The organism is Cyclonatronum sp., from assembly GCF_022565315.1.
GTDB lineage: Bacteria > Bacteroidota > Rhodothermia > Balneolales > Cyclonatronaceae > Cyclonatronum.
This window is the reverse complement of record NZ_JAIUMX010000006.1, coordinates 1-25,236: the sequence shown is the minus strand read 5'-3', so window position 1 is coordinate 25,236 and position 25,236 is coordinate 1. Positions and strand designations below refer to the sequence as shown.

General features: G+C 54.2%; 21 protein-coding genes. 6 read left to right on the top strand and 15 right to left on the bottom strand.

Features of this window, described 5'->3' with window-relative positions:
* The first annotated feature begins 52 nt into the window (after window positions 1-52).
* Window positions 53-2,296 (top strand): patatin-like phospholipase family protein, encoded by a 2,244-nt coding sequence (locus LAT75_RS02320; protein WP_291481008.1) that lies wholly within the window; start codon window positions 53-55, stop codon window positions 2,294-2,296.
* Window positions 2,297-2,307: 11 nt separating this feature from the next.
* On the opposite strand, the gene LAT75_RS02315 is transcribed toward LAT75_RS02320, so the two are convergent.
* The gene (locus tag LAT75_RS02315; protein ID WP_291481007.1) at window positions 2,308-2,799 is read right to left on the bottom strand and encodes a YajQ family cyclic di-GMP-binding protein; all 492 of its coding nucleotides are present in this window, start codon (window positions 2,797-2,799) and stop codon (window positions 2,308-2,310) included.
* Window positions 2,800-2,967: 168 nt separating this feature from the next.
* On the opposite strand from LAT75_RS02315, the gene LAT75_RS02310 reads away from it, so the two are divergent.
* Window positions 2,968-4,047: a metal-dependent hydrolase gene (locus tag LAT75_RS02310; RefSeq protein WP_291481006.1), complete on the top strand. Its 1,080-nt coding sequence runs from the start codon at window positions 2,968-2,970 to the stop codon at window positions 4,045-4,047.
* Here the strand turns inward: LAT75_RS02310 and LAT75_RS02305 are convergent.
* The 11 genes from LAT75_RS02305 to LAT75_RS02255 form a co-directional block, all read right to left on the bottom strand.
* Complete coding sequence (locus LAT75_RS02305) at window positions 4,027-4,395, bottom strand: hypothetical protein (protein ID WP_291481005.1); 369 nt, start codon at window positions 4,393-4,395, stop codon at window positions 4,027-4,029. The genes LAT75_RS02310 and LAT75_RS02305 overlap by 21 nt on opposite strands.
* A gap of 79 nt (window positions 4,396-4,474) precedes the next feature.
* Window positions 4,475-6,352, bottom strand: a complete 1,878-nt coding sequence (mutL, locus tag LAT75_RS02300) for a DNA mismatch repair endonuclease MutL (protein WP_291481004.1) — start codon at window positions 6,350-6,352, stop codon at window positions 4,475-4,477.
* Between the two features lie 79 nt (window positions 6,353-6,431).
* A complete protein-coding gene (locus LAT75_RS02295) occupies window positions 6,432-6,641 on the bottom strand; it encodes a hypothetical protein (protein ID WP_291481003.1) in 210 nt (69 codons plus the stop codon).
* A 79-nt stretch (window positions 6,642-6,720) separates the two neighbouring features.
* A complete protein-coding gene (locus tag LAT75_RS02290) occupies window positions 6,721-7,650 on the bottom strand; it encodes a hypothetical protein (protein ID WP_291481002.1) in 930 nt (309 codons plus the stop codon).
* 11 nt (window positions 7,651-7,661) lie between these two features.
* Entirely contained in the window at window positions 7,662-8,969 is a 1,308-nt protein-coding gene (gene purD, locus LAT75_RS02285) for a phosphoribosylamine--glycine ligase (protein ID WP_291481001.1), read from the bottom strand.
* Window positions 8,962-9,744, bottom strand: coding sequence for a triose-phosphate isomerase (tpiA, locus tag LAT75_RS02280; RefSeq protein WP_291481000.1), 783 nt, complete (start codon window positions 9,742-9,744; stop codon window positions 8,962-8,964). The genes purD and tpiA overlap by 8 nt, the downstream gene beginning before the upstream one ends.
* Window positions 9,745-9,755: 11 nt before the next feature.
* Complete coding sequence (locus tag LAT75_RS02275) at window positions 9,756-11,156, bottom strand: hypothetical protein (RefSeq protein ID WP_291480999.1); 1,401 nt, start codon at window positions 11,154-11,156, stop codon at window positions 9,756-9,758.
* Window positions 11,157-11,206: 50 nt separating this feature from the next.
* Window positions 11,207-12,664 (bottom strand): Asp-tRNA(Asn)/Glu-tRNA(Gln) amidotransferase subunit GatB, encoded by a 1,458-nt coding sequence (gatB, locus tag LAT75_RS02270; RefSeq protein WP_291480998.1) that lies wholly within the window; start codon window positions 12,662-12,664, stop codon window positions 11,207-11,209.
* A gap of 215 nt (window positions 12,665-12,879) precedes the next feature.
* The gene (locus tag LAT75_RS02265; protein ID WP_291480997.1) at window positions 12,880-13,941 is read right to left on the bottom strand and encodes an agmatine deiminase family protein; all 1,062 of its coding nucleotides are present in this window, start codon (window positions 13,939-13,941) and stop codon (window positions 12,880-12,882) included.
* Between the two features lie 36 nt (window positions 13,942-13,977).
* A complete protein-coding gene (locus LAT75_RS02260) occupies window positions 13,978-14,847 on the bottom strand; it encodes a carbon-nitrogen hydrolase (RefSeq protein ID WP_291480996.1) in 870 nt (289 codons plus the stop codon).
* 282 nt (window positions 14,848-15,129) lie between these two features.
* Complete coding sequence (locus tag LAT75_RS02255) at window positions 15,130-15,507, bottom strand: ankyrin repeat domain-containing protein (RefSeq protein ID WP_291480995.1); 378 nt, start codon at window positions 15,505-15,507, stop codon at window positions 15,130-15,132.
* Between the two features lie 339 nt (window positions 15,508-15,846).
* Between LAT75_RS02255 and LAT75_RS02250 the strand changes: the two genes are divergently transcribed.
* The 4 genes from LAT75_RS02250 to LAT75_RS02235 all read left to right on the top strand — a co-directional run bounded on the left by LAT75_RS02250 (window position 15,847) and on the right by LAT75_RS02235 (window position 21,052).
* Entirely contained in the window at window positions 15,847-17,220 is a 1,374-nt protein-coding gene (locus tag LAT75_RS02250; protein ID WP_291480994.1) for a serine hydrolase, read from the top strand.
* A 98-nt stretch (window positions 17,221-17,318) separates the two neighbouring features.
* A complete protein-coding gene (locus LAT75_RS02245; RefSeq protein WP_291480993.1) occupies window positions 17,319-17,789 on the top strand; it encodes a thioesterase family protein in 471 nt (156 codons plus the stop codon).
* A gap of 79 nt (window positions 17,790-17,868) precedes the next feature.
* Window positions 17,869-18,408, top strand: coding sequence for a hypothetical protein (locus tag LAT75_RS02240; RefSeq protein WP_291480992.1), 540 nt, complete (start codon window positions 17,869-17,871; stop codon window positions 18,406-18,408).
* 295 nt (window positions 18,409-18,703) lie between these two features.
* Entirely contained in the window at window positions 18,704-21,052 is a 2,349-nt protein-coding gene (locus LAT75_RS02235) for a TonB-dependent receptor (RefSeq protein WP_291480991.1), read from the top strand.
* Window positions 21,053-21,195: 143 nt separating this feature from the next.
* Here the strand turns inward: LAT75_RS02235 and LAT75_RS02230 are convergent, their stop codons facing one another.
* From LAT75_RS02230 to LAT75_RS02220, 3 genes are all read right to left on the bottom strand, one after another.
* Window positions 21,196-22,137 (bottom strand): hypothetical protein, encoded by a 942-nt coding sequence (locus LAT75_RS02230; protein WP_291480990.1) that lies wholly within the window; start codon window positions 22,135-22,137, stop codon window positions 21,196-21,198.
* Between the two features lie 64 nt (window positions 22,138-22,201).
* Complete coding sequence (locus tag LAT75_RS02225) at window positions 22,202-23,725, bottom strand: M48 family metalloprotease (protein ID WP_291480989.1); 1,524 nt, start codon at window positions 23,723-23,725, stop codon at window positions 22,202-22,204.
* A gap of 305 nt (window positions 23,726-24,030) precedes the next feature.
* The gene (locus LAT75_RS02220) at window positions 24,031-24,846 is read right to left on the bottom strand and encodes an SDR family oxidoreductase (RefSeq protein ID WP_291480988.1); all 816 of its coding nucleotides are present in this window, start codon (window positions 24,844-24,846) and stop codon (window positions 24,031-24,033) included.
* Between the last annotated feature and the right edge of the window lie 390 nt (window positions 24,847-25,236).

Genomic DNA, 25,236 nt, shown 5'->3' with positions numbered 1-25,236 from the left:
AGCTGATAGTGGCCGGTCATTACAAACCGCATTACGCTGAATTTATACCTTTATGCGACAACTTAAGCTGTTTGGCCTCCTTGCAGGATCGCTGACCACGCTGTTGCTCTTTTCTTCTGTTATGGCTGCCGGATACTCCGCTGCAACCGATCAGAAAAACGGCGACCGGCTGCCCGATACCGAAATCACTGCCGAAACACGCATAGGGCTCGCTCTAAGCGGCGGCGGCGCAAAAGGTTTCGCACATCTCGGCTTCATTAAAGTTCTGGAAGAAATCGGCCTGCCCATCGATTACATCACCGGCACGAGCATGGGTGCACTTGTGGGCGGGCTTTACGCGATGGGTTATACAACCGAACAACTCGAAGAGCTCACCATGAGCCTTAACTGGGACGACCTCTTTAGCGATACCATTCGCAGAAGGCACATCCCCATGGAAGAAAAAGCCTGGGACGGCCTGTACCTGCTCACCCTCCCCATCGTAGGCCGTGCTATCACCCTGCCTGCCGGCGTAGTAGCCGGGCACCGCATCGAGCTTCTGCTGAATCAGCTTAGCTGGCGCTACCCAGGCGAACAGAACTTCCTGGATTTCCCCATTCCGTTTGCCTGTGTTGCAACTGATCTGGAAACCGGTGAAGCCATAGTGATTACAGAAGGATTTCCCTCGGAAGCCATCCGGGCGAGTATCTCCATCCCCACCGCATTTATGCCCAAACAAATAAACGGGCGTGTTTTGGTTGATGGCGGCGTAGTCAGAAACCTGCCGGTCGAAGAAGCCCTCGAACTTGGAGCAGATATCGTACTCGCTGTAAATGTCAGCGATCCGCTAAGGTCAGCCGACCAGCTGTTTAACATCATCGATATTCTCGATCAGACTGTTTCTTTTCAGATCTATAAAAGTATTGAGCAATCACAATCACTGGCTGATTATAACTTCCAGGACAGCCGTATCACCGATTTTGGCGTACTCGATTTTGAATCAGCTGCTGACCTCATTCGTTTGGGTGAAGAGCTGGCCCGCTCGCGCTATGATGAGCTGAGTGCACTCGCACATTCAATTAATGAAATAAGAGGAGGCCCGACAAGGGTGCCGCGCATGATTGAAGAACCAATGCGCTACTACATTTCTGACATCCGGCTTATAGGTGTTCAATCAGCTTCAGAACTGAACACACTGAGCCGCTTCATGCTGCAGCCCGGTAATATGCTGAGCAAGCAGGATATTCAGCTTGGTATCGAAAACGTGTACGGAACCCAGTTTTTTAACAGCATCAGTTTCCGGCTGGTACCCGATCACGATTATGATAATGCCGAAGATGCCTTTATTCTTGAATTGGTTGCCGTTGAGCGTGTTCAGGATATGTTCCGATTTGGTTTCTATTATGACAACTACCGCCGGGCTTCGCTGCTGCTCAATACTACGTTCCGGAATATGTTCTACGCCAGTTCGGTAACCCGGGCAAACTTCAAACTGGGTGAAGAGCCATCGGTTGATATCCGTTTCTTTAACTACCTGCGCAGCGAGTATAACAACGCGCTGGCCTTAAGAGCAAACTACAGCCTGTACCAAATCGATGAATTCAACAGCGCCGGAAACCGGGTTTCAACTTTTAATACGAATTCCTTTTTTCTTGAAGGCATGTTTGTACCCCACATGGATAATCAGTCCATGGTTTCAGTTGGCCTCAGGCAGGAGTTTTTTAATATCAATACGCGGGTAGGAGAAGTAGTTTTCCCGTTTGGCTCAACGAGCATCAGCCAGATCATTACACGTTTCGATTTTGACAATACCGACCGGGTAACCTTCACCAAAAAGGGGCATCAGCTTAACATTGAAGCATCTCAGTCAGTTGATATACTCGATACCGCCGTCAATTTCTTTCAGGCATTTGCTTCCTGGCAGGGATATTTTGAGATCCGGGAGGAACTTGTACTGCTTACATCTGCACGTATCGGAACCTCAACCCGCGCTGAACTCCCTCTGCACTGGCGTTTTCGCTTTGGCGGCTATCCTGAGTATCCGGGCTTCAGGGTTGATGAAATCAGCTCGAACAATATCCGGATTTTTCAGACCGGGCTGCGATATGAGTTTTTGCCCGAGTATTTCGTATCGGTACGCACAAGTGTTGGCAGCACCGAACGGCTTGATGAAACCAATTTCAGGAAAACACCCCTTCGGGTTGGCTGGGGCCTGGGTTTTGGGGTTAACACACGCATTGCCCCGATGCAGGCGGCCATTATGGGCAGCCAGCGGAATCCACTGATGATTATGTACTCGGTAGGGATTCCGTTTTAAGAAGGCCGTAACTAACTTTTCATATTATTAAACTGTATTGGAAGCTCAAGCTCTGAGCCTTTAATTAAGGCCATCACTTCCTGCAAATCGTCAATTTTCTTTCCGGTTACCCGCACCTTGTCGTCGTGTACAGCCGCCTGCACTTTAATCTTGCTGTCTTTCACCAGCTTCACAATTTTTTTGGCGTTCTCTTTATCAATGCCTTCCTTAAGTACAACTGTTTGCCGCAGGCCTCCGTGTGAGGTGCCTTCTTCTTCCTTAAATTCCATGCTTTTCGGGCTCAGCTTGCGCTTGATGAAGTTTGCTACCAGCATATCACGCACAGCGCGAAGCTTCATATTGTCTTCAACCTGCACAGAAATCAGTTTGGTTTTGCGGTTAAACTCAACTTCCGCATTCGAATCCCGAAAATCGTAACGGGTCCGGATTTCTTTCATGGTGTTATTGATGGCGTTATCTACTTCCTGTAGGTCAATTTCGTTAACAGCGTCGAATGATGGCATAGTCGGTATTTTAGTTTATTTTGATAGGTGATGCGTCCCGAAAACCATCACCGTTTGAATTATTCCTGCGAAAAATAATCAATTTTGATTTAAGGTTCCTGAATTACAAGACCTTCCAGTCAATCATGTAAGCTTTTAAGCTGTTCATCATCACACCCTCATTTTATTATGGATTCACTCACCCACATCCTCCTCGGCGCTGCCATAGGGGAAGCCGTACTGGGCCGGTATGCAGGCAAAAAAGCCATGCTTTGGGGAGCCGTAGCAGCCACTGCACCGGATATCGACGTGCTGGCCGGGGCCTTTATGTCTGACCTTGATAAATTAATTTTTCACCGGGGTATTACCCACAGCCTGCTGTTCATCATCGCAACTTCGCCTCTTTACGGATGGCTCATAAACCGTATTCACAGAAACCATAAACATACGGCAAACTGGCAGCAATGGACCCTGCTCGTGTTTCTTGCTCAGCTCACCCATACCCTGCTCGACAGTTTTACTTCGTATGGCACACAGCTTTTTCTGCCTTTCATCCCGGATGCCATTGCCCTGAGCACCATTTCCGTAATCGATCCTCTTTTTACGCTGCCACTGCTGATTGGCGTTTCATGGCTGCTCATCGCCCGCACAGATCACCGGCGGCGCCTTTATATAAGTACGGCCGCCATTTTCCTGGCAACAGCTTACCTTGCTTTCACAGTAGTGAATAAAACACAGGTGGAACGGGCTTTTCACGCTGCTTTTAAGCAGCAGGGTTATGAGGCAGCAAAAACTGACATCAAACCTACGCTGTTCAACAATCTTTTATGGCGCGGAATCGCTCAGCTGCGGGGTGAAGACCGCTACGTTGTGGGTTACTTTTCAGTGATAGACGGTCAGCAGGTAATTGCACTGGAAGAGGTTGAGGGAAACCATCACCTCTTAGCTCCCTATCACGGAAAAAGCCCGGTACAGCGGCTGCGCTGGGTGAGTGAAGGTTTCTACAAAATAGAAGAAACCGAAACCGGATTTCTGTTTAACGATCTCCGTTTTGGCCGTGTAGCTGAGTTTTCAGATGAGGTTTCATCGCCTTATGCTTTCTCCTATACCCTGAGCCGGAGCGAAACAGACACAGATTTTGTGGTTGAGCGTATCCGCCTTAGGGTTGAGCGCGGGCGGGAGTCAGAATCTTTCCGGCTGCTGTGGCAGCGCATCCTTAATGCCAATGCCGGTAAGGAAAAACTGCATTCAGCTGGTGAATACCCCTAAGCCGGGGTCGTTGTTATCGCCGGCATTTTCCAGTTCTCCTTTTTGGGTAACGTAAGCTGCGGAGCGCATGGGCCGGCTGCTCAGCCTGCGGATGTACGCTTCAATCCGCTCAAGTTTTTGATTGCGGCGGCTGCCGTCGTTTTCCAGCTGCATCACTTTAAAGCGAACCCGGTACCAGGCATAGATTTCATCTTCATCCTTTCCGTTCCATTCATGATTGAACATGCTGTTAAGCTGTTCTTCAGTACTTACCCGTCCTTTTCGGTTTTTGAGCCAGTTAACGTGCAGCCAGGTCAATACCAAAGCGATTATGAGCAGTCCGAATTCAATAATTGCGAAAGAAGCCATACCGTGCAGAGATTTCGTTTTCAGATGTTGCTAAGAAAACTATTTTCGGCGGTGATACATTCAGCCAGCAAAAACTCTGTTACCGGAACCGCTTGTGTATGTCGTCCAGAGGGATAAAGACTGTCGTTGGTCTGTTAACCGGGTCAAAGAAAGGATTGCTGCACGCAAAAAGCTGGTCTATGAGGGCTTCCATCTCCGGAAAATTAAGTTTTCGTCCTCTTGGTATAGCCGCTTTGGTAGCATAGGCAAACAACAGCTTTTCCTTCGGGTCAAGGCCGCTCGTGTTACCCATATTCTGAAAATCTTGCAAAATACTTTCGATGATGGGCTTCTCATCTATTTTGGTAAGTTCAGCAGGTACGCCAAGCACCTGCGCAGAATTACCGCTCATCAGCTGAATATTGAATCCGATTTTTCTAAGGGTTGGCAGCACATCCTTCAATAAAGCAAAATCGGAAGCAGAAAAATCAATTATTTGCGGAAACAGCAGCTGCTGTGTGCCCGGAAGGCCGGCTTCGGCACTGTTGGTGGCCCGCTCAAAAATGATGCGGGTGTGTGCCGCATACTGATCGATAATGAACATACCCGAGCGGGTCTGTGAAATAATGTACTGATCGTGCAGCTGCCAGTAGCCGCGGTGTTTGTCGTACACTTTTTCAGCCGGTTGCGCACTGCGTGAGGCTGCCTGCTCTCCTTCAGCCTGCCCGAAACCGGCTGTGCCCCCCAGCTGTTCAGAAATTCCCGAAGGATAAAGTTTTTCCATCATCTCGTTGCCGTTGAAGCCTTTATTTCCAAAAGTTCTGCGGTCACTGTCGGTACCGAAACGGTCAGGCCAGCTGCCGCCCCGGTTGCCGGGCAAACTGCTGCCGCTGCCTCCCCCGAAACCCTCCGGAAAGGTAAACGGCTGCCGGGGAGGGCGCTCCCCGGTTTCATCAAAAGATGCATCAGGCACATTAAACCGCTCATTCAATGAACGCGTAATGATTGACCTTGTGAAGGCGGCCACGCTTCGCTCATCTTCAAACTTGATTTCGAGCTTCGAGGGATGCACATTTACATCAATTTTACCCGGCTCCAGCTCATAGTAGAGCGCATAAAAGGGGTACATTTCTTTTCCGATCCAGGATGAATAAACATTCTGAATAATGTAGTTGAGATGCCTGTGCATGAACGGCCTTCCGTTTACAAACAAAAACTGCTCGCCCCTGTTTTTCTTGGCCATTTTGGGATCAATCAGATACCCGCGAAGGGTGAACAGGCTGGTTGATTCTTCCACAGGCAGCAGGCTGGCCCGGTATGATTTACCGTAGATGCCGGCTATACGGTCTGCAAGTGACCCTGATGGCAGCCGGTAAATAATTTCTTTTTCGTCAGAGAACTCAAATGCGATTTCCGGATGGGCCAGTGCAGCCTGCTGTACAGCGATGATGATGTGCCGCAGCTCGGTTGCGTCGGTTTTCAGGAAAGCCCGCCGCGCCGGTACGTTAAAAAAAAGATTGCGTACCGTTACGCTTGTACCCGCCTGCGTGGCAGCCGGTACCGGCTCTTTCTCCTGCCCGCCGCGAACCTCATGCTCCCAGCCGCTTTCATCCTGTATGCGCCGGGTTTTGATGTTAACCTGTGCAACCGAGGCAACCGAGGCCATAGCCTCACCTCGGAAACCCAGCGTGTGAATATTATACAAATCTTCCGCGCTGCTTATTTTGGATGTTGCATGCCGCCTGAAACACATCACAAGGTCTTCTTTTGACATACCGCAACCATTGTCGGTAACCTGAATCATGCTGCGCCCGGACTGCTGAATCAGCACTTTGATGCTGTCGGCACCGGAGTCAATGGCGTTATCGAGCAGCTCTTTCACCACCGATGCAGGTCGCTCTACCACCTCTCCGGCGGCTATTTTGTTCGCAAGCTCTGATGGTAACAGATGAATAACGCTGTCTGAAGGAGTAGTCAAAGGGATGGGTTGAAGGATTTATCCGTAAAGGTGCTGATTGAAGAAAAACCGGTGAAGCAGCCTGGCCTGGCAGTACGCCCTAAGCCCCAAGCTGCAGAAAAACAAAAAACAGGCCAAAAAGCAGCGCCGCGTAAAGCAAAATAGAGCGCACCTGCCCGCGGCTTGATTTGCTTTCGAACCGGATATTGTGGCCCGCGTGTTTTGCCCGCTCTTTCGATTCGTTGTAATAGCGGGGTTTATACTCAAAGCGTTTATGCGATTTTCGTTTTCCGATGATGGGTCCAAGCATAATGAAAAGTCGTATCGGTGTAAAGTAAAGCTCTTTAGAATATAATCAATTTATGCGGGATATCATTTCCGGTGGCCTTTCAGCCTTCGGTAATGGCACTTCGCGGTATGCGGTACACGGCCGTTGCGGTTAAAACATAGAGCGCCTCCACTCCGGCGGCCAGCCCTGTAGCCGGTTCAGAAATTCCGTGCCTGAACCGCTGCATTTCCCGCCCTTCCCAGCTGAAGGCTGCCAGCTCTCCGGCACTTATCACCCAGAACAGATCGCGCTCAGCAGCAACAGCCATGCTGCCTTCAGTGCCGGCAATAAACCTGCGCCAGCTGCCCTGCGAGCCGAGCTCGTGCACCAACCCGCGGCCACTCTCTAAAATGAAAAGAACATCTTCTCTTACCAGCATGCCCCTTACCGGGAGCATCAGCTCGCTGTCGCGCAGATCGGTACGCTGCAGCAGCCGCCCGTTCCGGTCGAAACGCAGCAACTCTCCGGAGTCGGCGTCAGTTACAAAAAGTTCACCAAACGTGTTTACTACCAGCGGACCCGGCCTAAAAAATCCGTCCGAATCGGCTGCACCCGATGGCTTGATGCTGCTCAGATAGCTCAGCCGCCGGTCGAACTGCTGCACCCGACCGTTATTGAGGTCAGAAACAAACAGCTGCAGCCCGTTAGTGGCATCAAGCGATTCAGGCGTATCAAAGCGGTAGTTACCGCGGCCGCGAACTCCGAGGGAGTCAAGCCTTGTGCCGTCATCCCCGATAACCAGCAACCGGTGCCTGCCACGCTCAAGGATTAAAATCCGGCCGTCGGTTGGTACAACATCAAGGGCCGCCGCATCTCGCAGGCCGCTCACCAAAACAGGCCAGGGCAATTCCTCCTCTACGGTTTGGGCCGTTTCGGCCCCTTCGCCGGTTTCGTTTACGCCCGAACCCGATGTTGTGCCGCAGCCCCAGGCCAGCAAAGCAAGCAGCAATACCGGAAGCCGGCCGGGTGCCATCATCCGAAAAAAAATCATGCGGTTACACCCTAAAAGCGGGCCAGACCTTTGGCACCGATATCGGTTCGTTTGTAGAGACCTTCAAAAGAAATCTGAGCCGCCGCCTCGTAGGCAAGCCTTATGGAATCGGCCAGGGTTTCGCCTTTGGCCACGACATTCAGCACGCGGCCGCCGTTGGTAACGAGCCGCCCGGATTCATCGGTTTTGGTACCGGCATGAAACACCTGTACCTGCTCCGATTCCGCCGGGATGCCACTGATCACCTTGCCCTTTTCGTAGCTGCCGGGGTAACCGCCTGAGGCCAGCACCAGACAGGTGTACCAGCTTTGGGTGTCAACTACGGGTTCGTAGGAGTCGAGCCGGCCTTCGCAGGCGGCCAAAAGCAGCTCGGTGAAATCCGACTGCAGCGCCGGCATAATGACCTGACACTCCGGGTCGCCGAAGCGGCAGTTGAACTCAATCACTTTGGGGCCGTCGGGCGTCATCATAAGTCCGCAGTAGAGCACGCCGGTGTAAGGCGAACCTTCAGCGGCCATGCCGCGCAGCATGGGCTCCACAACGGTGAGGCGCACGCCTTCGAGACCGGCTTCGTCGAGCAGCGGGGTCGGGCCGTACGCACCCATGCCGCCGGTGTTCAGGCCGGTATCGCCGTCGCCTATGCGCTTGTGATCCTGCGCATGCATGAGGATGCGCGTATTTTTGCCGTCACAAACGGCAAAGACCGAAACTTCTTCACCGCTCAGAAATTCTTCGATCACCAGCCGGCTTCCCGGCTTGCCGTAGAGGCCGTCAGCGAGCAGGGCATCGAGCGACCACAGGGCTTCATCCAGGTTTTGCGGGATGAAGACGCCCTTGCCGGCCGCGAGTCCGTCGGCTTTCAGCACCATCGGCCAGCTGTTGTTTCGGGTGATGTGCTCACGGGCGGCACCGGCCTCGTGCCCTTCAAAAACAAGGTAATCGCCGGTAGGCACACCGTATTTTTTCATGATGCCCTTGGCGAAGCTCTTGCTGCCTTCGAGCTGAGCAGCGGCCTGTGTCGGTCCGAAAACAAGCTTCCCGTTCGCCGTGAGGAAATCGGTGATGCCTTCTACCAGCGGCTGCTCGGGCCCCACAACGGTGAGCCCGATTTCGTGCTCCTCAATAAATGCAAGCACAGCCGGGTGATTCGATGCATCAAGCGCGACATTGGTGCCGCAGCGGGCCGTACCGGGATTTCCCGGCGCTATAAACAGGCTGCCGGTCCGCGCCGATTTGCAGAGGGCCCATGCCAGCGCATGTTCGCGCCCTCCGCTTCCAATCAGCAAAACGTTAATTTTTCCGGATCCGGAATCAGCCATTTTTGGCGAAGATTTCACCGGCGAAGCCCACAATCTGCTGAAAGCTGTCCGGTTTAAGGCTCGCGCCGCCAATCAGTCCGCCGTCCACATCTTCCTGCGACAGCAGTTCGTCGGCATTGGCTGCGTTCATGCTTCCGCCGTAAAGCAGCGGAATTTTGGCAGCCACATCAGCGCCGTAAAGGGCTGTAAATTCGGCACGGATAAAAGCGTGCATTTCCTGTGCCTGCTCAGGCGATGCCGTTTCGCCGGTTCCAATGGCCCAAACCGGCTCGTAAGCCAGAACGGTTTTTTTGGCATCCCCGGCAGAAATGCCTTCGTAGCCGGCAACCATTTGCTTTTTAACGACTTCGAAGTGAATGCCCTTCTTGCGCTCTTCCAGAAATTCACCCACACAAACAACCGGGGTAAGACCGGCGCTCAGGGCTTTTTGGGTCTTCTTGTTTACGGTTTCGTCGGTCTCATTGTAGTACTGACGGCGCTCAGAGTGACCGATAATCACGTGATCGGCACCGGTTTCTTTGATCATTTCAGCGGTGATTTCGCCTGTGAAGGCGCCTTTGTCTTCAAAGTGCAGATTTTGCGCACCAATATGCATGCCGGTGATGGCTGCTGAAGCCTCAGCCGCAGCTGTGAGCGAAGTGAAGGTCGGACAAAGCAGCATGCTCACGCCATTGGGCGCCGCGCTTACAAGGCCTTTAAAGGTTTCGAAATAGGCGCGGGTCTCGGCCGCATTCATATGCATTTTCCAGTTACCTGCAATCAAAAATGGTCTCATGAAGGATCCTTTTAAGGGGTTTGGTTTAATAATTGACGGATGTCGTTTTCGATGATGGAGAATTCCGTGCCCGAATATTTCCTGACGATGGTACCATCCGGGGCTACGAGAATGCGGGTGGGCTGCACAATTACGTTAAGCCGGCGAATCAGGTCAGCGTTGTGTACCTGCCGGGCTTTGGCAACCGGCCAGCCGGTCGGACGCTCATCATAAAAGGCCCTGATGGTGATCGGGCTGTCGTTGGTCGGGAGGGTGAGGAACTGCACGCGGCTGCGCACATCCTCGTACAGAAAGCGCATCAGCGCATGTTCTCCCTGATAGCGCTGAGATGCCAGGTTGGCAATTTCAAGCAGCAGATAGCGCCCGGTGTAGGAATCGTTGGTTACGGTGCGCTCATCCTGCAGCAGGAGCTCAAAGTCGGGCAGTTTCATGCCCGGAGCCAGGTTTTCGATATCGTACATGTAGAAATCAGCCCACTGCGCCAGGGTGGGGTCGTCGCTGAACTGAATGCGGAAATCGCGCAGCATGCGCAGCGCCTGCTCGTTTTGGTTAAACTGCGCCAGAATTTCAATTTTACGCATCTGCAGCAAAATGCGGTCTTCTTCGCGCATGTTCAGCGTTTGAACAGAATCCACAAACGCAATTGCAGCATCCATGCCTTCAAGGCGGAGGAGGGCGTCTGAGGCCAGAATCGCGCGGTCTGACTTGAACAGATTAAGGCTGCCTATGCCCTGTCTTGCGCGGCGAAGCACGAGGGCATCATCCCAACCCTGCATGATTTCGATAGACCGCAGGGTTGAAGTCTCGGCGGCGAGAGAGCCGGGGTGCAACTCGTTAACCGACCAGAACAAATCGCTCCAGGTACGGAGCAGCACCGGTATGGTATCCTGCGTAACCTCCGACATGCCCGAGCTGATAAATTCCACAACCCGGTTGAAATTCCGTTCAACCCGGCGGTAATCGTGCACGGCATTATTCTCGCGGGACTGCGCCCTGAAACTCTCGTTGAAACCCGGTATTTCTGCTGTAATCGTAATATGATCGCCGTTGGCAAGCACTACGGTAGATGTCGAAATGAGCCGCTCGTTGCGGGTAATTGAAATCACGTACTCGTCGCGTTCACTGAACCGGGCCGTGCCGGAAAAGTTTCCGCTGCGGTCGGTGCGGGCATAAAACAGGGTGTCGAGCCCGCCGGCTGCCGCATCAAAATTTACGATGGCAACACCGATGCCGGAAAAATCACCGGTCTGGTCGAGGTTGCGGTCAACGGTAATGGTGCCTGATATGTTGGCGCGCATGCTCCCCGCACTGCCCTGCGCAAAAAGCAGAACCGGCATAAAAAGCAGGATGGCCGCCAGCAGCAGTGCTGCGCTGTTGCGGCCGGGTTTTGTAAACGATTGATCGGTAATCATTTCAGATAGTTAGTGGTTGGATGATGTTCCTTTGAAATTCAATACTGTGCTTAGCCTTCAAGTTTTTCTTTCACCATTTGGGTTACAAGCTGCGGGTTGGCCTTGCCTTTGGTCTGCTTCATTACCGCTCCCACAAAAAAACCCATCAGCTTTTTGTTGCCTGCCCGAAAGCGCTCTGCTTCTTCGGGATGGCTGCTGATCACCTCATCAACAACCGGCTCGAGGAAACTGCTGTCCGATACCTGAATCAGGTTGAGGTTTTTGGCAATGGCTTCTGCATCCTCATCGCCCTTCAGCATCTCGTTAAAAATGGTCTGCATGGCTGAAGAGCTTATTTTGTTATCCGAGCGCAGCTGAATGAGTCCGGCCAGCTTTGCGGCATCCGCCGGAAATGCGGTGATGGAAAGGTTTTGCTCGTTTAGCACACGCTTCACCTCGGAAAGCATGAGGTTGGCGCTGAGTTTCGGGTTGGCGCCGGCATCGCACAGGGCCTCGAAGAAATCGGCAAATTCGCGCTCTTCGGTGAGCAGGCGCGCATCGTAGGCCGGCAGACCGAGCTGTTCCGTAAACCGTTGCGAGCGCTGCCGCGGCAGTTCAGGCAGTTCGGCACGGATTTCCTCCCGCATGGCATCGGTTACAACAACCGGCGGCAGGTCGGGATCGGGGAAGTAGCGGTAATCGTGCGCCTCCTCTTTGGAGCGCAGCTGACGCGTTTCCATGCGGTTCGGATCCCAGAGCAGGGTCTGCTGCACGACCTCGCCCCCGCTGAGCAGCAGCTGCTTTTGCCGCTCAACTTCGTACGCAATGGCCCGCTCCACATTCCGGAATGAGTTCAGGTTTTTGATCTCGGTCCGGGTGCCGAACGCCTGCTGACCTTTGGGCCGGATGGAGACGTTCGCATCGCAGCGCAGGCTTCCTTCCTCCATATTGCCGTCGCAAATGCCGAGATAGCGCACAATCTGCCGGATTTGGGTGAGGTAGGCCCAGGCTTCGGCCGGTGAGCGGAGCTCAGGCTCCGAAACGATTTCCATCAGCGGGGTACCCGCCCGGTTGAGGTCAACCAGCGTGTTGTGCGGATCCTGATCGTGAATCGATTTGCCGGCATCTTCTTCCATGTGAATGCGGGTGATGCCGATTTTGCGGGTATTTCCGGCTTCATCTTCGATTTCTATCCATCCGTTCTGACAGATGGGATTTTCGTACTGTGAAATCTGATAGCCCTTGGGCAAATCGGGGTAAAAATAATTTTTACGGGCGAAGATGGATTTCGGGGCGATGGTACAGTTTGTTGCCAGGCCCATTTTCACGATAAAGCGCACCAGGTTTTCATTCAGCACCGGAAGCGTGCCGGGGTGCCCGAGGCAGAGGGGCGTTATGTTGGTGTTGGGTGCGCTGCCGAAGCCGGCCTTCACCGGAGCAAAAGCCTTGCTTTCGGTGAGCAGCTGTGCGTGAACTTCAAGTCCGATTACGGTTTCAAAAACGGTATCCTGCGTGAGGGTTGCAGTCATAAATTGAGCTTAACAAAAAAGTTCGGTCCCGCCGCCCGGCGGGTATCATACGGAGGCAGCTTCCGAAACGGGTGCTGCACCCGGTTTTGTATCAAGCCTGCAATTTACAAAAAACTGCCCTATTTATCGAAGCTATCGTCCGGGAATTAATCCCGGCAGAAGCTCAGAAAAGCCGGCCGGCGGGTCGCGCAAAGCTCACCCGCCGGCCTCCGAAATTACAGCCCGTACAGCTGCTGACTAATGCAGTGAATGCTGCCCTGCCCCCAAACGAGGTCGGCGCAGGGTATAGCCACAATTTCATGATCCGGAAGGTGTTTTTTGAACAGAGTTATGACCTGCTCGTCGTAACGCGGATCATAGACCGGCAGCAGAACGGCCCCGTTTACAAAATAAAAGTTAGCATAGCTCGCCGGCACATGCTCTGAGCCGTCAACCGTTGTTTCCTCCACTCTCGTTTGCGGCATGGGCACGGTCACGATTTCAAAAGGCTCCCCGCGCTGATCGGTTGCGGATTTGAGCAGCTCGTAGTTTTCCTGAAGGGTTTCGTAGTTCACATCATCCTTGTCATCCGTCACCATGGTCATGATGGTGCGGGAATCGAGAAAACGGCTGAGGTCGTCGATGTGCCCGTCGGTATCATCGCCGGCAAGGCCGTTTTTGAGCCAGATCACATTTTCCTGTCCCAGCCAGTCTTTCAGATACTGCTCAATCTGCGCCTTGCTGAGGTCCGGATTCCGGTTCGGGTTGAGCAGCACCGATTCGGTCGTAAGCATCACGCCGTCGCCGTTGGTTTCGATGGAGCCGCCCTCAAGCACGATTCCCGGCTTAAACCGCTGAATGCCGTATTTGGCGCTGAACCAGCCGGGCACACCGTTATCAGAGTCGAAGGGAGGATACTTGCCGCCCCAGGCATTGTACTCCCAATCGGTGATGGCGTACATTCCGCTGATCTGATTCCGCACGAAAATCGGGCCGAAGTCACGCGCCCACAAATCGTTGCTCGTGCGCTTGTGCAGGGTGATGCGCGCCGAATCCTGAATCAGCGCGCCGAGGCAGGCCGCGGCACGCTCAAGGGTAGCGTCATCATTAATGATGAGATGCAGATGCTCTCTTTTGGTGACTTCCTGCACAATCCGGGTGAAGACTTTTTCCACGCGATCGAGGCGCTCGCCGGGCCAGGTTTCCGGGTTGCAGGGCCAGCTGAGCATGGTTCCGCTGTGCTTATCCCACTCGGCAGGCATGCGGAAGCCGAGGGAAGCAGGCGTTTGGGATGACATAAGCGATACTTTTTTTGAGGAATGATGTTATTTGAATCAACGACCGAGGCGTTTCAGCAGGCCGTCGTAGGCGTCGATGCGGCGGTCGCGGAGGAAGGGCCAGGTACGGCGCTGTTTTTCGATCAGGCTGAGGTCGCACTCCACAAGCAGAATTTCGTGCTGATCGCCGGCCTGCGCGAGCATCTGCCCGAACGGGCCTGACACAAAACTGTCGCCCCAGAACCGGATTTCGCCTTCCTGCCCGACCCGGTTCACGGCCGCTACATAACAGCCGTTGGCAACGGCATGGCTGCGGTGCATGATTTCCCAGGCATCCATAAATTCGCGTTTGAGGGCTTCAGGCTCGTCGGGCAGCACGCCGATGGCCGTGGGGTAAAACAGAATTTCGGCACCCTGCATGGCCGTGAGCCGCGCCGCTTCCGGGAACCACTGATCCCAGCAGATCAGCACGCCGAGGCGTCCGAAGCGGGTGTCAAAAACTTTGAAACCGGTGTCGCCGGGTGTGAAATAAAATTTTTCATGAAAGCCGGGATCTTCCGGGATGTGCATCTTGCGGTAGATTCCTAACATGCTCCCATCGGCGTCGTGTACCGTCGCGGTGTTGTGATATACGCCCGGTGCGCGCTTCTCAAACAGCGACGAAATGATCACAACGCCCAGCTCTTTGGCAAGCTCACCGGTCTGAGCAGTAAGCTCACCGGGAATTTCAACGGCAAGATCGAAGTGCGCCTCATCGTGCGTTTGGCAGAAATAATCGGAGGTGTACAGCTCCTGCGTGCAGATCACCTGTGCCCCGCGGGCAGCTGCTTCTCTGATGTGGGTGAAGGTTTTCTCAACATTGGGCGCATGCGCATGCACGGAGGAAGTCTGTATGAGCCCGAGGGTTACCTTTTTGGAAGCGGACATAAAAATTACGGTACTATTTGGAGGAAAGTAAAACGAACAAAAAGGGACAAAACAGGGCCCGGTAATTTGCCGAATTATAAAGGGGCGTAAGATAAAAAAAAGCCCGGACAGAAAAGCTGTCCGGGCATACTGTTTTGATTATTGGTTGGGTTTACTATAGCTGCACCTTATGTGAAATGGGCCGCTGCATGATTATTATTCTTTGCAGAAGGTGCCGGCAGTTATCGGTTTTGACCGAAATATTATTTTCAGACGTGAAAAAATGAGAATCAAATAATTTAATTATGCCTGATGGCTCACAAGCAACTCGTGCATTTCTTTATTTCCGGCACTATCTACATGGTCCATAATTGACCAGCCGCGATCGTCGGTAATATCTGAGGAAGCGCCGTTTTCGAGCAGGAATAACACAATATCTTTATGTCCGTTCATGGCCGCCCAATAGAGGCCGTTGGTGTGTCGGTTATCAAGCTGATCGAGATCAGCTCCGTTTTCTTTGAGTAACTTCAGAATTGCGAGGTGTCCGTGTTTGGAAGCTTTATAAGCGGCATTGCGCTGATGTTCATCCTGAGTGTTGGCGTCGGCACCAGCTTCAAGCTGAGCCTTTACAGAATCAAAATCGCCGCTCTCTACTGCTTCAAGTAATTTTTCATTCCCCATAGGTGTGTCTCCGTTTAGGAATTGTGATTCATTTCAGTGAAGTTTCTATGTTGATTTTAGCACTTTCACCCCGAATAATCAATGTGTTTATTTTTCTTAGCTGTTTGATTCTGAACTGTTTAAGTATTAGATTGGCATGATATCCTAATAACAAGCTTTGGTTTTGCATCCGGCTAAAAAAAAGGCTTCTTTCATCTTATTTGAAAACAGTTGTTTCAGGGATAGCATATTTTTTGAGGAAAGACCGGATCGGTCAGCAGCCCGCCTTTAATGCTGTCAGCCGGATTTACACTGTGCCTGGTCAGCTGTATTTTTTTCAATTCCAACTGCCTTTTACATATGAATCAGCTGCTAATCGTACTGCAAAGGCCTGTTTTTTTTCTCGTTTCCGCTCTTTGTGTTTTGATGCTGCCCGCAGCACAAGCACAAAACCTGAGCGATACCGTTCAGCAAACTGTTGAAACCTACCTGCAGGCCCATCAGGAAAATGCAGGTTTTTCGGGCAGTGTGTTCATCCGCCATCATGATCAGACCGAAGTATGGCACACGGGTTTTGCTGATTTCAGCAGGCTTCGACCCGTTGAGCGGTACAACCTGTTCCGCATCGGTTCGCTCACCAAGCCGGTAGTTGCAGCCTGGTACGGTCGCCGTTTTCAGGAGGGCAGCCTCAGCCTGGATGATCCCGTTTCGAATTGGTTCCCCGGCAAGCCCGACTGGGCAGGCATCACCCTTTCGCATCTGCTTGCACACACCTCCGGCATCCCGAACTACACCTCCCTGCCTGACTTCCCCGAAACCCTGCACCTGCCCGCATCCGTCGATGAAATCATCGCCCGCTTTTCGGATTTACCGCTCAGCAGTGAGCCGGGCAGCACCTTCAGCTATTCCAACTCGGGCTTCATCCTGCTTTCCGCAATTATGGAAGCTGAAACCGGCCTCGGGTTTATGGATGCCATCGATGCTTTCATCCAAAACGAACTCGAAATTGAAGACATGCAGTACGAGCGCCCCTACGAGGAGTATCCCCTGCTGGTGAAAGGCTACACCGACCTGAGTTCCTTCGCTGAAAGCAGTTTTATCCACATGTCGCTGCCGCTCGGGGCGGGCGGACTCATCGCAACCGGCGATGCCCTGCTCGCATTTACCAGCCGCATGTATGATGAAAGTTTCCTCAGTGAAGCTGCCCGCCGGGCACTGCTCGACCCACAAAGCGGCAACTACGCACACGGTTTCGGTACGGGCCCGGTGCTCAACCGGCCAAGTATCGGGCACGCCGGCGGCATCAACGGCTTTGCTTCCAACTTTCTGTTTTTCCCGGTTGACAGCCTCACGGTTGTGATCCTCTCTAATTATGAAGCCGCAAATGTAGGGCCCATCATGCGGGATGTGGTTTCAATAGTGTTCGGCCGGTCATTCGATATGCCTGTTGTGCGCACCCCGATCTCCCTTTCTGACGCCGAGCTAACCCGCTTTACCGGCACCTACGAGCTTTACCCCGGCTTCAGCATTCGTGTACGGAAAGAAAACGGACGCCTTTTCGCACAAGGCACTGGTCAGCCCGAAGTCGAAATCTTTCCCGAAACGCCTACCTTGTTTTTCCTGAGGCAGCTCGATATTCAGATGGAGTTCATCAACAATGCAGAAACCGGCATTGTTGACCGGCTTAAGCTGTATCAGGCCGGAGCCGTAATCGAGGGCCGGCGCATCCCCTGATGTTCGGGCGCTGCTTTTTTGGGATGCGCGCTGTTTGTGCTGTGATTTCAAATTCGTACCTTTCAGCACATTAACACCGTTAACCAATTTTGCAGGCTATGGAGAAAATCCATTACCCTTTTGAAATCGAGCTTGACGTGCGCGACTATGAGCTTGACGCACAGGGGATTGTGAACAATGCCAACTATCAGCACTATTTTGAACATGCCCGGCATCAGCTGCTGCGGAAACTGAACCTCAGCTTCGTGGGGCTGCACGACGATGGCTTCGATTGGGTCGTGCATAAAGTGGAGATAGACTACAAACGTCCGCTGCGTTCAGGCGACCGCTTCAGGGTGAAGGTTGCCGCCGAGCAGCAGGGCGTCCGCTTCGTTTTTTATCAGGAAATTGAGCGGGTATCTGACGGCCAAATCATGACCATAGGCAAAATATCATCCGTGTTTATGCAAAACGGCCGCCCGGTGAAGCCCCCGCAGCTGGTACTCGACGCCTACAACAGCCTGTACCCGGGCAGAAAAAATCCGGCCCGTTCAGGCGGAATTCAGGAAAATGCTGAACAAGCCGATTAATCTAATCTTTATATGAGATTAATATTTTGATTGAGTAAATTTGTAGAGCTAAACTTTCCTCAGTCAGAGTCCCTTTGTTTTGAAGCTTCTCCAAAACCTTCTCCGCATCACCCTTGTATTTACGCTGTTGTTTTCAGTGGCAGAGGTGAACCGTGTGGGTTTGTTTGTGGGTGCAAAGTTTGCCGGTAACGGCTGCAGCAACATCCTCTGTACCTGCGGAACTTCCTGCGGATGTGCCCACACCGATTCCGAACCGGACGCTGAACCGGGCACCAATGCCGGCACATCACAGCTCAACTCCGCCGGCATCCCCTTGCTTGCGCCCTCCCTGATTTCCGCTGATGCAGCTCAGGCAGCGGACTGCTGCTCCGGCAGTACTGAAGCGCAGGATGCGCAGTCTGAAACCAAACTTGCCAAAGGCCACAGTGCCCAAATGTGCAGCTGCGGTCATAGCGACCCGGCCCAAACCGACGGCCTGATTAAGCCGCTCGATAAAGTGACCCTGCTCAGCTCTCCTGAGCCGGTAGCGCCCGAATTCCGCAGGCTTTGCCAAAGCTTCCACCTTCTGCAGACCCATCCCGCCTTCCCCGATGAGGTCTTCCATCCTCCCGTCGCCTGAAGACAGCCGCGTCCGGCTCCGCTGAACCCTGTTTCCGGCAAGGATCGCATCACCCCGCATCAGCCTTCCCGGCTGTGATTCCGCAATTGTACGGGTGAAGTGCGTCCGGATTCAGAAACAGGCATCAGCCCGATTCCGGCAAACAAGTCGTAATCAGGTGCCGGAGCTGCGCGGCCCGCTCACAATCAGTTCCGGTTTGGGAACCTAAATCATGCCGTTGGTACGGCTATGATTCAGGATCCGTGTTCCCTGCCGGCTATTCATGCGACCTCTCATTTGAAATATTTTTTTTACGATGGAAGACTTTAACACCAATAAATTCAAGCTATTAAAAATGCTGCTTGTGGCTTTGCCCCTCCTCGGGCTCAGCCTTATAGCCACACCCTCCGGCACTTTTGCTGCCGCTGATGATGCAGCTGCACTAAGCGCCCAAACCGAAAATGAAACCTATCGGGGCATCGTGCGCTGTGCCAAAACCGGCCATCTGCTTCAGAATGCGCACATTCGCGTGACAGGCAGCACGGGTGTGCATGCCGTGAGCGCGGCCGACGGCAGCTTTTCGCTTCACTTCCCGGCCGGCTTCACTTCGGGCACGCTCGAAGTTTCGCATGTTGGCTTCCGCAGCCTGAGTCTGAACTTCACAGCGCTCTCCGAGCTGCCCGACGAGCTGCTGCTCGACCCGGTGCGCCTCAACATGAGCCCTGTTTCGGTTGTGGCGCATCACACCGTCGGGCGTCCTAAAAACGGCCTTGATATCAGCGAGGCGGCCTTCACGCCCATCGATTCGGGTGCCTTCCTGCGCGAAGCGGAAAATGTTTCCGGCGTGAGGCGCGGCGGCTTCGGCATCGATCCCGTTGTTAGGGGCCACAGCGGCAGCCGCCTCAACATTCGTGTTGACGGCGTTGCCTCAAGCGCGGCCGCCTGCCCCAACCGTATGGATCCGCCCACCTCACACATCCGTCTCAGCGACATCGAACGGGTCGAAATCCACCACGGTCCGCACGCCCTTCGCTTTGGTCCCGCTTTTGGCGGCACGGTCGATTTCATCCGGCACAAACCAGAGACAAGCCCGCAATTCAGGGTGCAGGGGGATGTGCGCCTTGCCCTTGAAAGCAACACGGGCAACCGCATCACCGATGCGCGGCTGCACCTGGGCAACGCCCGATATGACCTCATGCTCAGCGGCGGACTGTCGGCTACCAACGACTACACCGGCGGCGACGGCATCAAAGTTCCGGCCGGTTTCGAAAGCAGCGACTTCGGGGCCGAAATTTACTTCCGCCCTATTGAAGGGCATCAGCTGCATGCAGGCTTCTCTCAGTCGTACGTGCGAAACGCCGATTTCCCGGCACTGCCCATGGATATGGCCATGGACGACACCTTCAAACTCAAAGGCGGTTACAGCTGGAATCCTACGGACATAGCGGGCTTAAGCGGGCTCACTTTCGATGCTTACTATAGCTTTGTTGATCACGAAATGAACAACCACAAGCGCGGCAACTTCGCCATGCGGGATGCCGTCGCCCTGGCGGAAACTGAAAGCTGGGGGCTGCAAACCGAAGCCGGCGGCATGCTGAACACACTGCGCTGGACCCTCAACGCATCCTACTCGAATCAGCAGATAGATGGCACCCGGTTTGTTGAACTTAAGGCCGGGCCTAATGCCGGAAACAGCATGACCTACAATTTGTGGCAGGATGCCATCATCCAAAATACCGGCTTTTTTGCCGGCGGTGATTACTTCTATGAATCGTGGACGGTTTCAGCAGGCTTCCGCCTCGACTACAACACCGCTGAAGCGCGGAACCTTGCGCCCCGTTTTGCGGGCACCGATACCGCAAGCGAACATATTAATGTGAGCCTGAGCGGCGGCGTGAGCCGAGAGCTGAGCGCAAACACGGGCATCAGCCTGTATGCCGGTCGCGGGGTGCGGAGTCCGGATGTCACCGAGCGCTTCATCAACTTCCTGGCCATCGGCCGCAGCGATTTTGAGTACGCCGGCAACCCGAACCTGAAACCGGAAGCCACCAATCAGCTCGATCTTGTGTTCCGCAGCCGCAGCACCGACGGCGCCCTGAACGTGCAGCTAAACAGTTTCGCAGCCCTCATGCAGAATTACATCGGCGGTGTACGCAACGAAAACCTGCAGCCCATGGCGGAGGCACCGGGCGTAATGGAGTTTCAGAACCGGGGGGATGTATTCACAGCCGGTTTCGAAGCCGTTGCTGAATACAGGCTGCCATCCGTTGTGCGCGCCCGGCTGAGCGCCGCCTATACGTACTCCGAATACACCAATGACGGCAGCGCCGTTGCGGAAATTCCGCCTTTTGAAAGCCGCCTTACCCTAACAGGCTTGTTCAGCAGCCGGATCATCCCCGAGATTGGTCTGCGGCGGGTGCTCACACAGGATCGTATCGACACCGGTTTCGGCGAACAAAAAACCGACGGCTTCTGGCTCGCCGACCTCGGCCTGCGGACCCGGGTGCTGAGCAGCCTCACCCTTAACGCCGGCGTGCGCAACCTCTTTGACGAAGCCTACTCGGAGCACCTGAACCGGAACATCAACCCGGCGGTAAATGAAGAAGGCTTCAAACTCACCGAACCCGGCCGCCGCTTCTTCCTTGAGCTGAACCTGCGTTTCTGAAGGGAAATGAAAAAATGATTCAACCCACCGGGGTTTCAAAATCCCCCCGGTGGGTTTGCATTGTGCTAAAACAACTTCCAAAAAAAAACCGCGCAATCCGCGTGCAATTTACCCGCCATTCCGGTCCGGTCCTGAATAACCGGCTATCCAACCGGGCGGTTTAGCGCCACAGCAATCGCTTCCGCAAAAGGCTCAGCTGATGGCGGATGATAGCGGATCCAAAGCTCAGGTTCCAGCAGTTCGAGCTCCATGATGGCCCAGTTACCGTGTGCATCGCGCACCATGTCGGCCCGGCCGTACACCGGCTGCGGACTCACCGCAGCCATTGCCTGCTCGGCCAGCGCGATCTGCGCCGGTTCCGGCTCATAGGCCTGAACCGTGCCGCCCCAGTCGTCCTGCACACGAAAATCACCCTTGGCCGCGCACTTCCGCACGGCATGGGTATAGGTGCCGTTCAGCACCATCAGGGTATCCTCGCCCGTGTCCACAATCGACTGCATGAAGGGCTGCAGAATGAAACTCTGCTTTGCCAGCACAGGGCGGATTTTATCGGCTACTTCCGGCGCATTTCCGGCGTTCACGCGGTAGGTGTGCCAGGCCCCGCCCGATACGCAAGGCTTCACGACAGCTTCCGCCCAGCCCTGCTGCTGCATCAGCCCGGCCATCTCCGCGGGATCAGAGCCCGTTTCCATAAAAACCGACGGCACAATATTTACGCCCTTAGCCTCGAGATCGGCAAGGTAATGTTTGTCCATATTCCAGCGAATCATCTCCGGCGGATTCAGCAGCAGCGTGTGATGCTGCACCCGGTCGAGCCAGGCCGAAAACTCGGCGGCCCGCTCGTAATAATCCCAGGTTGTGCGAAAAACCGCGCAGCGAAACAACGACCAATCCACTTCGGGCCGGGCCCAGTCGATACGGACCGAGCTCAGTCCGCGTTTTTTCAGCGCTTCCTGAAGCAGGGCATCATCCCGCAGCATATTCGCCAGGTACCAGTCGTCAGGCGCAGCTTCCGAAGCATCGTAGCGGCGCTCGGTCAGGAGCGCAACGTCGGCCCGGAACCCCTCTTTCTGTTGTACAGCCAATTTTGTCTTGTTTTTTTGTTTTTATCGGTGGATGTGTTTCCGGGCCTGAGCCCGCTTTGTGCCTTTAAGGCCGCGGCAGTTTGAGGCGCTGACCGCGGGTGATGGTTTCATCCAGCTCAACCTGATTCATGATGGCAAAACTTTCAGCGGTAAAGCCCGGAGGCAGCTGCCCGGGCAGAAAACTGCTAAACGGCCCAACACGGTCGGCCGTAACAATCTGAAGCCGGGTCGGCTGAATGCTCAGTATGGACTGATCTGTGAGGGTGCGGAAACCGTTCACGATTTGCGCGAAAGCCGATTCATAGCTCTCATAGCGCGCAGCGGGCGAGTAATTCAGGAAGCGGTACACGTTTCCGTTGTGCTCGAGGCCCTGAATCATGATTTTAAGCTCGGTGCCGTCCTGCGTGGCAGCCGTAGCAATGGCACGGTACCCGCGAATGCTCCCTACATTCTGCGTACCTGACGATTCCACAGTGATGCCGTCCTGACCCGTAAACTGATCCACCGCCTGACGCGCATTCGAGGCATCCGACGCAATGGTGAAAATGCTGATGCCTTGCTGATCGCCATCGAACATCACAACCTGATTCGGCATGTTCTGCACATTCCAGCCGGATGGCACCGGGTACTGAAAAGCGAGGTCAGGGTGATAAAATGTGCCGTCCCTTACAAATCCGTTGCGGGGATTTTCGCCAATCGACATGCCGTCGATCATTTCCATAAAACGGCGCTCGTTGCGGCGGGTCTGCTCAAAACCCTGATCGCGCCACTGCTGCGAAAGCGTGTGCATGCTCTGCTCCCGCTGACCCGGATCGGGGTGGGATGACATAAAAGTGGGGATGCCGCCGCCGTGCTGTGCGCTCAGCCGCTGCAGTGAACGAAAAAAAGCAGAGCCTTCGGAAGCATCAAAACCGGCCTTCGCTGCATACTCGACGCCAAGGCGGTCGCTTTCGCGCTCGTGATCGCGGCTGTGGCTCAGAAACAGCAACTGTGCCGCCGTACCGCCCAGATTCATGATATTTTCAGCGGACACGCCGAAAAGCTCCTGACCCGCAATGGCGCCGCCAACCAGAACCATCTGCCCGATTTGCTGCTGCAGCATCCGCTGCGAGGCATGCCGGGCCGCAACGTGCCCGATTTCGTGGCCAATTACGACTGCCAGCTGCGCCTCGTTATTCATGTGGGAAAGCAGGCCGCGGGTGAAATAAACAAAGCCGCCGGGCAGGGCAAAAGCGTTAACGACATCGCTGTCGAGCAGCCGGAAGGTAAACTCGGTATTTCGGAACTGCGCAGGCGCATCCGGCCTGCGAAGATGACTTTGGGCAAGAATGAGCTCTGAAAGTTCTACAATGTAAGCCTCAAGCTCGGGATTGTCATAGATGCCGAACTCAGCCACAATTTCCTGATCTACATCGCGCCCGATCTGAATTTCCTGCTCCCAGGTATAAGCGAAGGCCCGGGTAGTACCCGAAACAGGGTTTTGCTCGAGAGCCACGCAGCCGGTCTGCCACAACAGGAACACCAGCATCACAGCCGGAAAAAGGGAGCGCCAGGTTTGATTTACAGTTAAACGAAGATGACTTTTCATTTTCAAAATAAGTTACGGATGAGATTCGGGAAGCACAGAGGAAACGCCGCTAAGGGGAATTTCACATCGTTCAAAAATACAAAGATTCCGCGCCTGCCCGAAACCTTCCTTGCCGGTTTACGGGCTGAAATCCCGTCCGGCGAATAAGCCCCTGCTGCCGGCCCCTGGTTTGGCTATAGCCGCGGAAATTGCGGCCATCCGGAAGCACATCACCCGAAAAACCTTCCTCAAATGCTTTTTTAGAGTGATGTGTTTCCGGGCATGATCAGCTTCAGTGGTCGGTCGGGCACCGGATTGGAGGTTGGTCAGGTTACTTTGGTGCGCCTGAGGATGGCGTTCAGAAGCCCCGGGCTGAGCCGCTTGACCCACACCGCTGCAATTTCGGGGCCGCCGATAAAAATTTCCGGCTTACGCTTCTCTAACTTGGGGATGAGCTTTCGGCTGAAGGTCTCGGCGCTCATTGCCTTGCTTTGTCCGTCGCCCATCTGCCCGTAGGTTTTGCCGTCGGCGGTAACCGAATTGAGGGTGATGCTTGTTTTCACGAAACCGGGGCACACAAGGGTTACATCCACCTGATGCTCGTACATCTCCTGTCGCAGGCAGTCGAACCAGCCCTGCAGCGCGTGTTTGGAGGCCGCGTAGGTTGAGCGGAATTTGGTGCCGATTTTGCCCATCACGCTGCTCACCACCACCACGTAGCCCGATTTCCGCGCGATGAAGTGCGGGAGGATGGCCTGCGTGAGGGCAACAGTACCGAAAAAGTTGACCTCCATGATGCGGCGGATTACGCTGAGATCGGCCTCGGCCGCAAGCGCCCGCTGACTTATGCCGCCGTTGTTGATGAGCACATCCACCTCGCCCCAAAACGCGATGGCCTCCGCCGCTTTTTGCCGGAGGCTGCCGGTATCAGACAGATCAAGCGGGAGCAGCTGCACCCTGCCGGGGTCGCCTTCGCAGTTTTTCTTCACCCGTTCCAGCTCCCCGGACCTCCGCGCCGACAAAATCAGCCGCGCCCCCATCCTGCTGAAATCATACGCCATGGCCTCGCCAATCCCCGAAGATGCCCCGGTGATCCAGACCACCGAATCCGCCAACCGTTTCCGTCCCGACTGCTGCCCCATAAAATTTGCCTTTCAATAATTTTTATCATGTGAATGTGGAATGGTTCAATGTATTGATGTTGCACGAAACCGGCAACAGGGGCGTAGGGGTGGCTGAGGCGGTTGCTGCAAAGCTTTGGCGCCTCCGGAGCCGGGCGGTCGAAAAAACCTCCAAGGTTTTTAAAACCTTGGAGGTTTGAATTCTACATCAACAAACAATCCGCGTAAATCCGGCCCGATCCGGTAAATCCGCGTGCCATCAGCGGGGCGGACCTCACCCCAACCCCTTGTACCCTAAAACCCTGCAATCCAGAAAATGTCATATCGAACGCTTCTCAGCTTGCGGGAGCAAACCGGAGGTACGGAGAGCGAAGTGTGACCGAAGTTGGACGAAGCATCATGTGAGATATC

Coding starts and splice junctions, on each gene's coding strand:
- LAT75_RS02320 (WP_291481008.1), top strand. CDS start 53: ATGCGACAACTTAAGCTGTTTGGCCTCCTTGCAGGATCGCTGACCACG.
- LAT75_RS02315 (WP_291481007.1), bottom strand. CDS start 2,799: ATGCCATCATTCGACGCTGTTAACGAAATTGACCTACAGGAAGTAGAT.
- LAT75_RS02310 (WP_291481006.1), top strand. CDS start 2,968: ATGGATTCACTCACCCACATCCTCCTCGGCGCTGCCATAGGGGAAGCC.
- LAT75_RS02305 (WP_291481005.1), bottom strand. CDS start 4,395: ATGGCTTCTTTCGCAATTATTGAATTCGGACTGCTCATAATCGCTTTG.
- LAT75_RS02295 (WP_291481003.1), bottom strand. CDS start 6,641: ATGCTTGGACCCATCATCGGAAAACGAAAATCGCATAAACGCTTTGAG.
- LAT75_RS02290 (WP_291481002.1), bottom strand. CDS start 7,650: ATGATTTTTTTTCGGATGATGGCACCCGGCCGGCTTCCGGTATTGCTG.
- purD (WP_291481001.1), bottom strand. CDS start 8,969: ATGGCTGATTCCGGATCCGGAAAAATTAACGTTTTGCTGATTGGAAGC.
- tpiA (WP_291481000.1), bottom strand. CDS start 9,744: ATGAGACCATTTTTGATTGCAGGTAACTGGAAAATGCATATGAATGCG.
- LAT75_RS02275 (WP_291480999.1), bottom strand. CDS start 11,156: ATGATTACCGATCAATCGTTTACAAAACCCGGCCGCAACAGCGCAGCA.
- gatB (WP_291480998.1), bottom strand. CDS start 12,664: ATGACTGCAACCCTCACGCAGGATACCGTTTTTGAAACCGTAATCGGA.
- LAT75_RS02265 (WP_291480997.1), bottom strand. CDS start 13,941: ATGTCATCCCAAACGCCTGCTTCCCTCGGCTTCCGCATGCCTGCCGAG.
- LAT75_RS02260 (WP_291480996.1), bottom strand. CDS start 14,847: ATGTCCGCTTCCAAAAAGGTAACCCTCGGGCTCATACAGACTTCCTCC.
- LAT75_RS02255 (WP_291480995.1), bottom strand. CDS start 15,507: ATGGGGAATGAAAAATTACTTGAAGCAGTAGAGAGCGGCGATTTTGAT.
- LAT75_RS02250 (WP_291480994.1), top strand. CDS start 15,847: ATGAATCAGCTGCTAATCGTACTGCAAAGGCCTGTTTTTTTTCTCGTT.
- LAT75_RS02245 (WP_291480993.1), top strand. CDS start 17,319: ATGGAGAAAATCCATTACCCTTTTGAAATCGAGCTTGACGTGCGCGAC.
- LAT75_RS02235 (WP_291480991.1), top strand. CDS start 18,704: ATGGAAGACTTTAACACCAATAAATTCAAGCTATTAAAAATGCTGCTT.
- LAT75_RS02225 (WP_291480989.1), bottom strand. CDS start 23,725: ATGAAAAGTCATCTTCGTTTAACTGTAAATCAAACCTGGCGCTCCCTT.
- LAT75_RS02220 (WP_291480988.1), bottom strand. CDS start 24,846: ATGGGGCAGCAGTCGGGACGGAAACGGTTGGCGGATTCGGTGGTCTGG.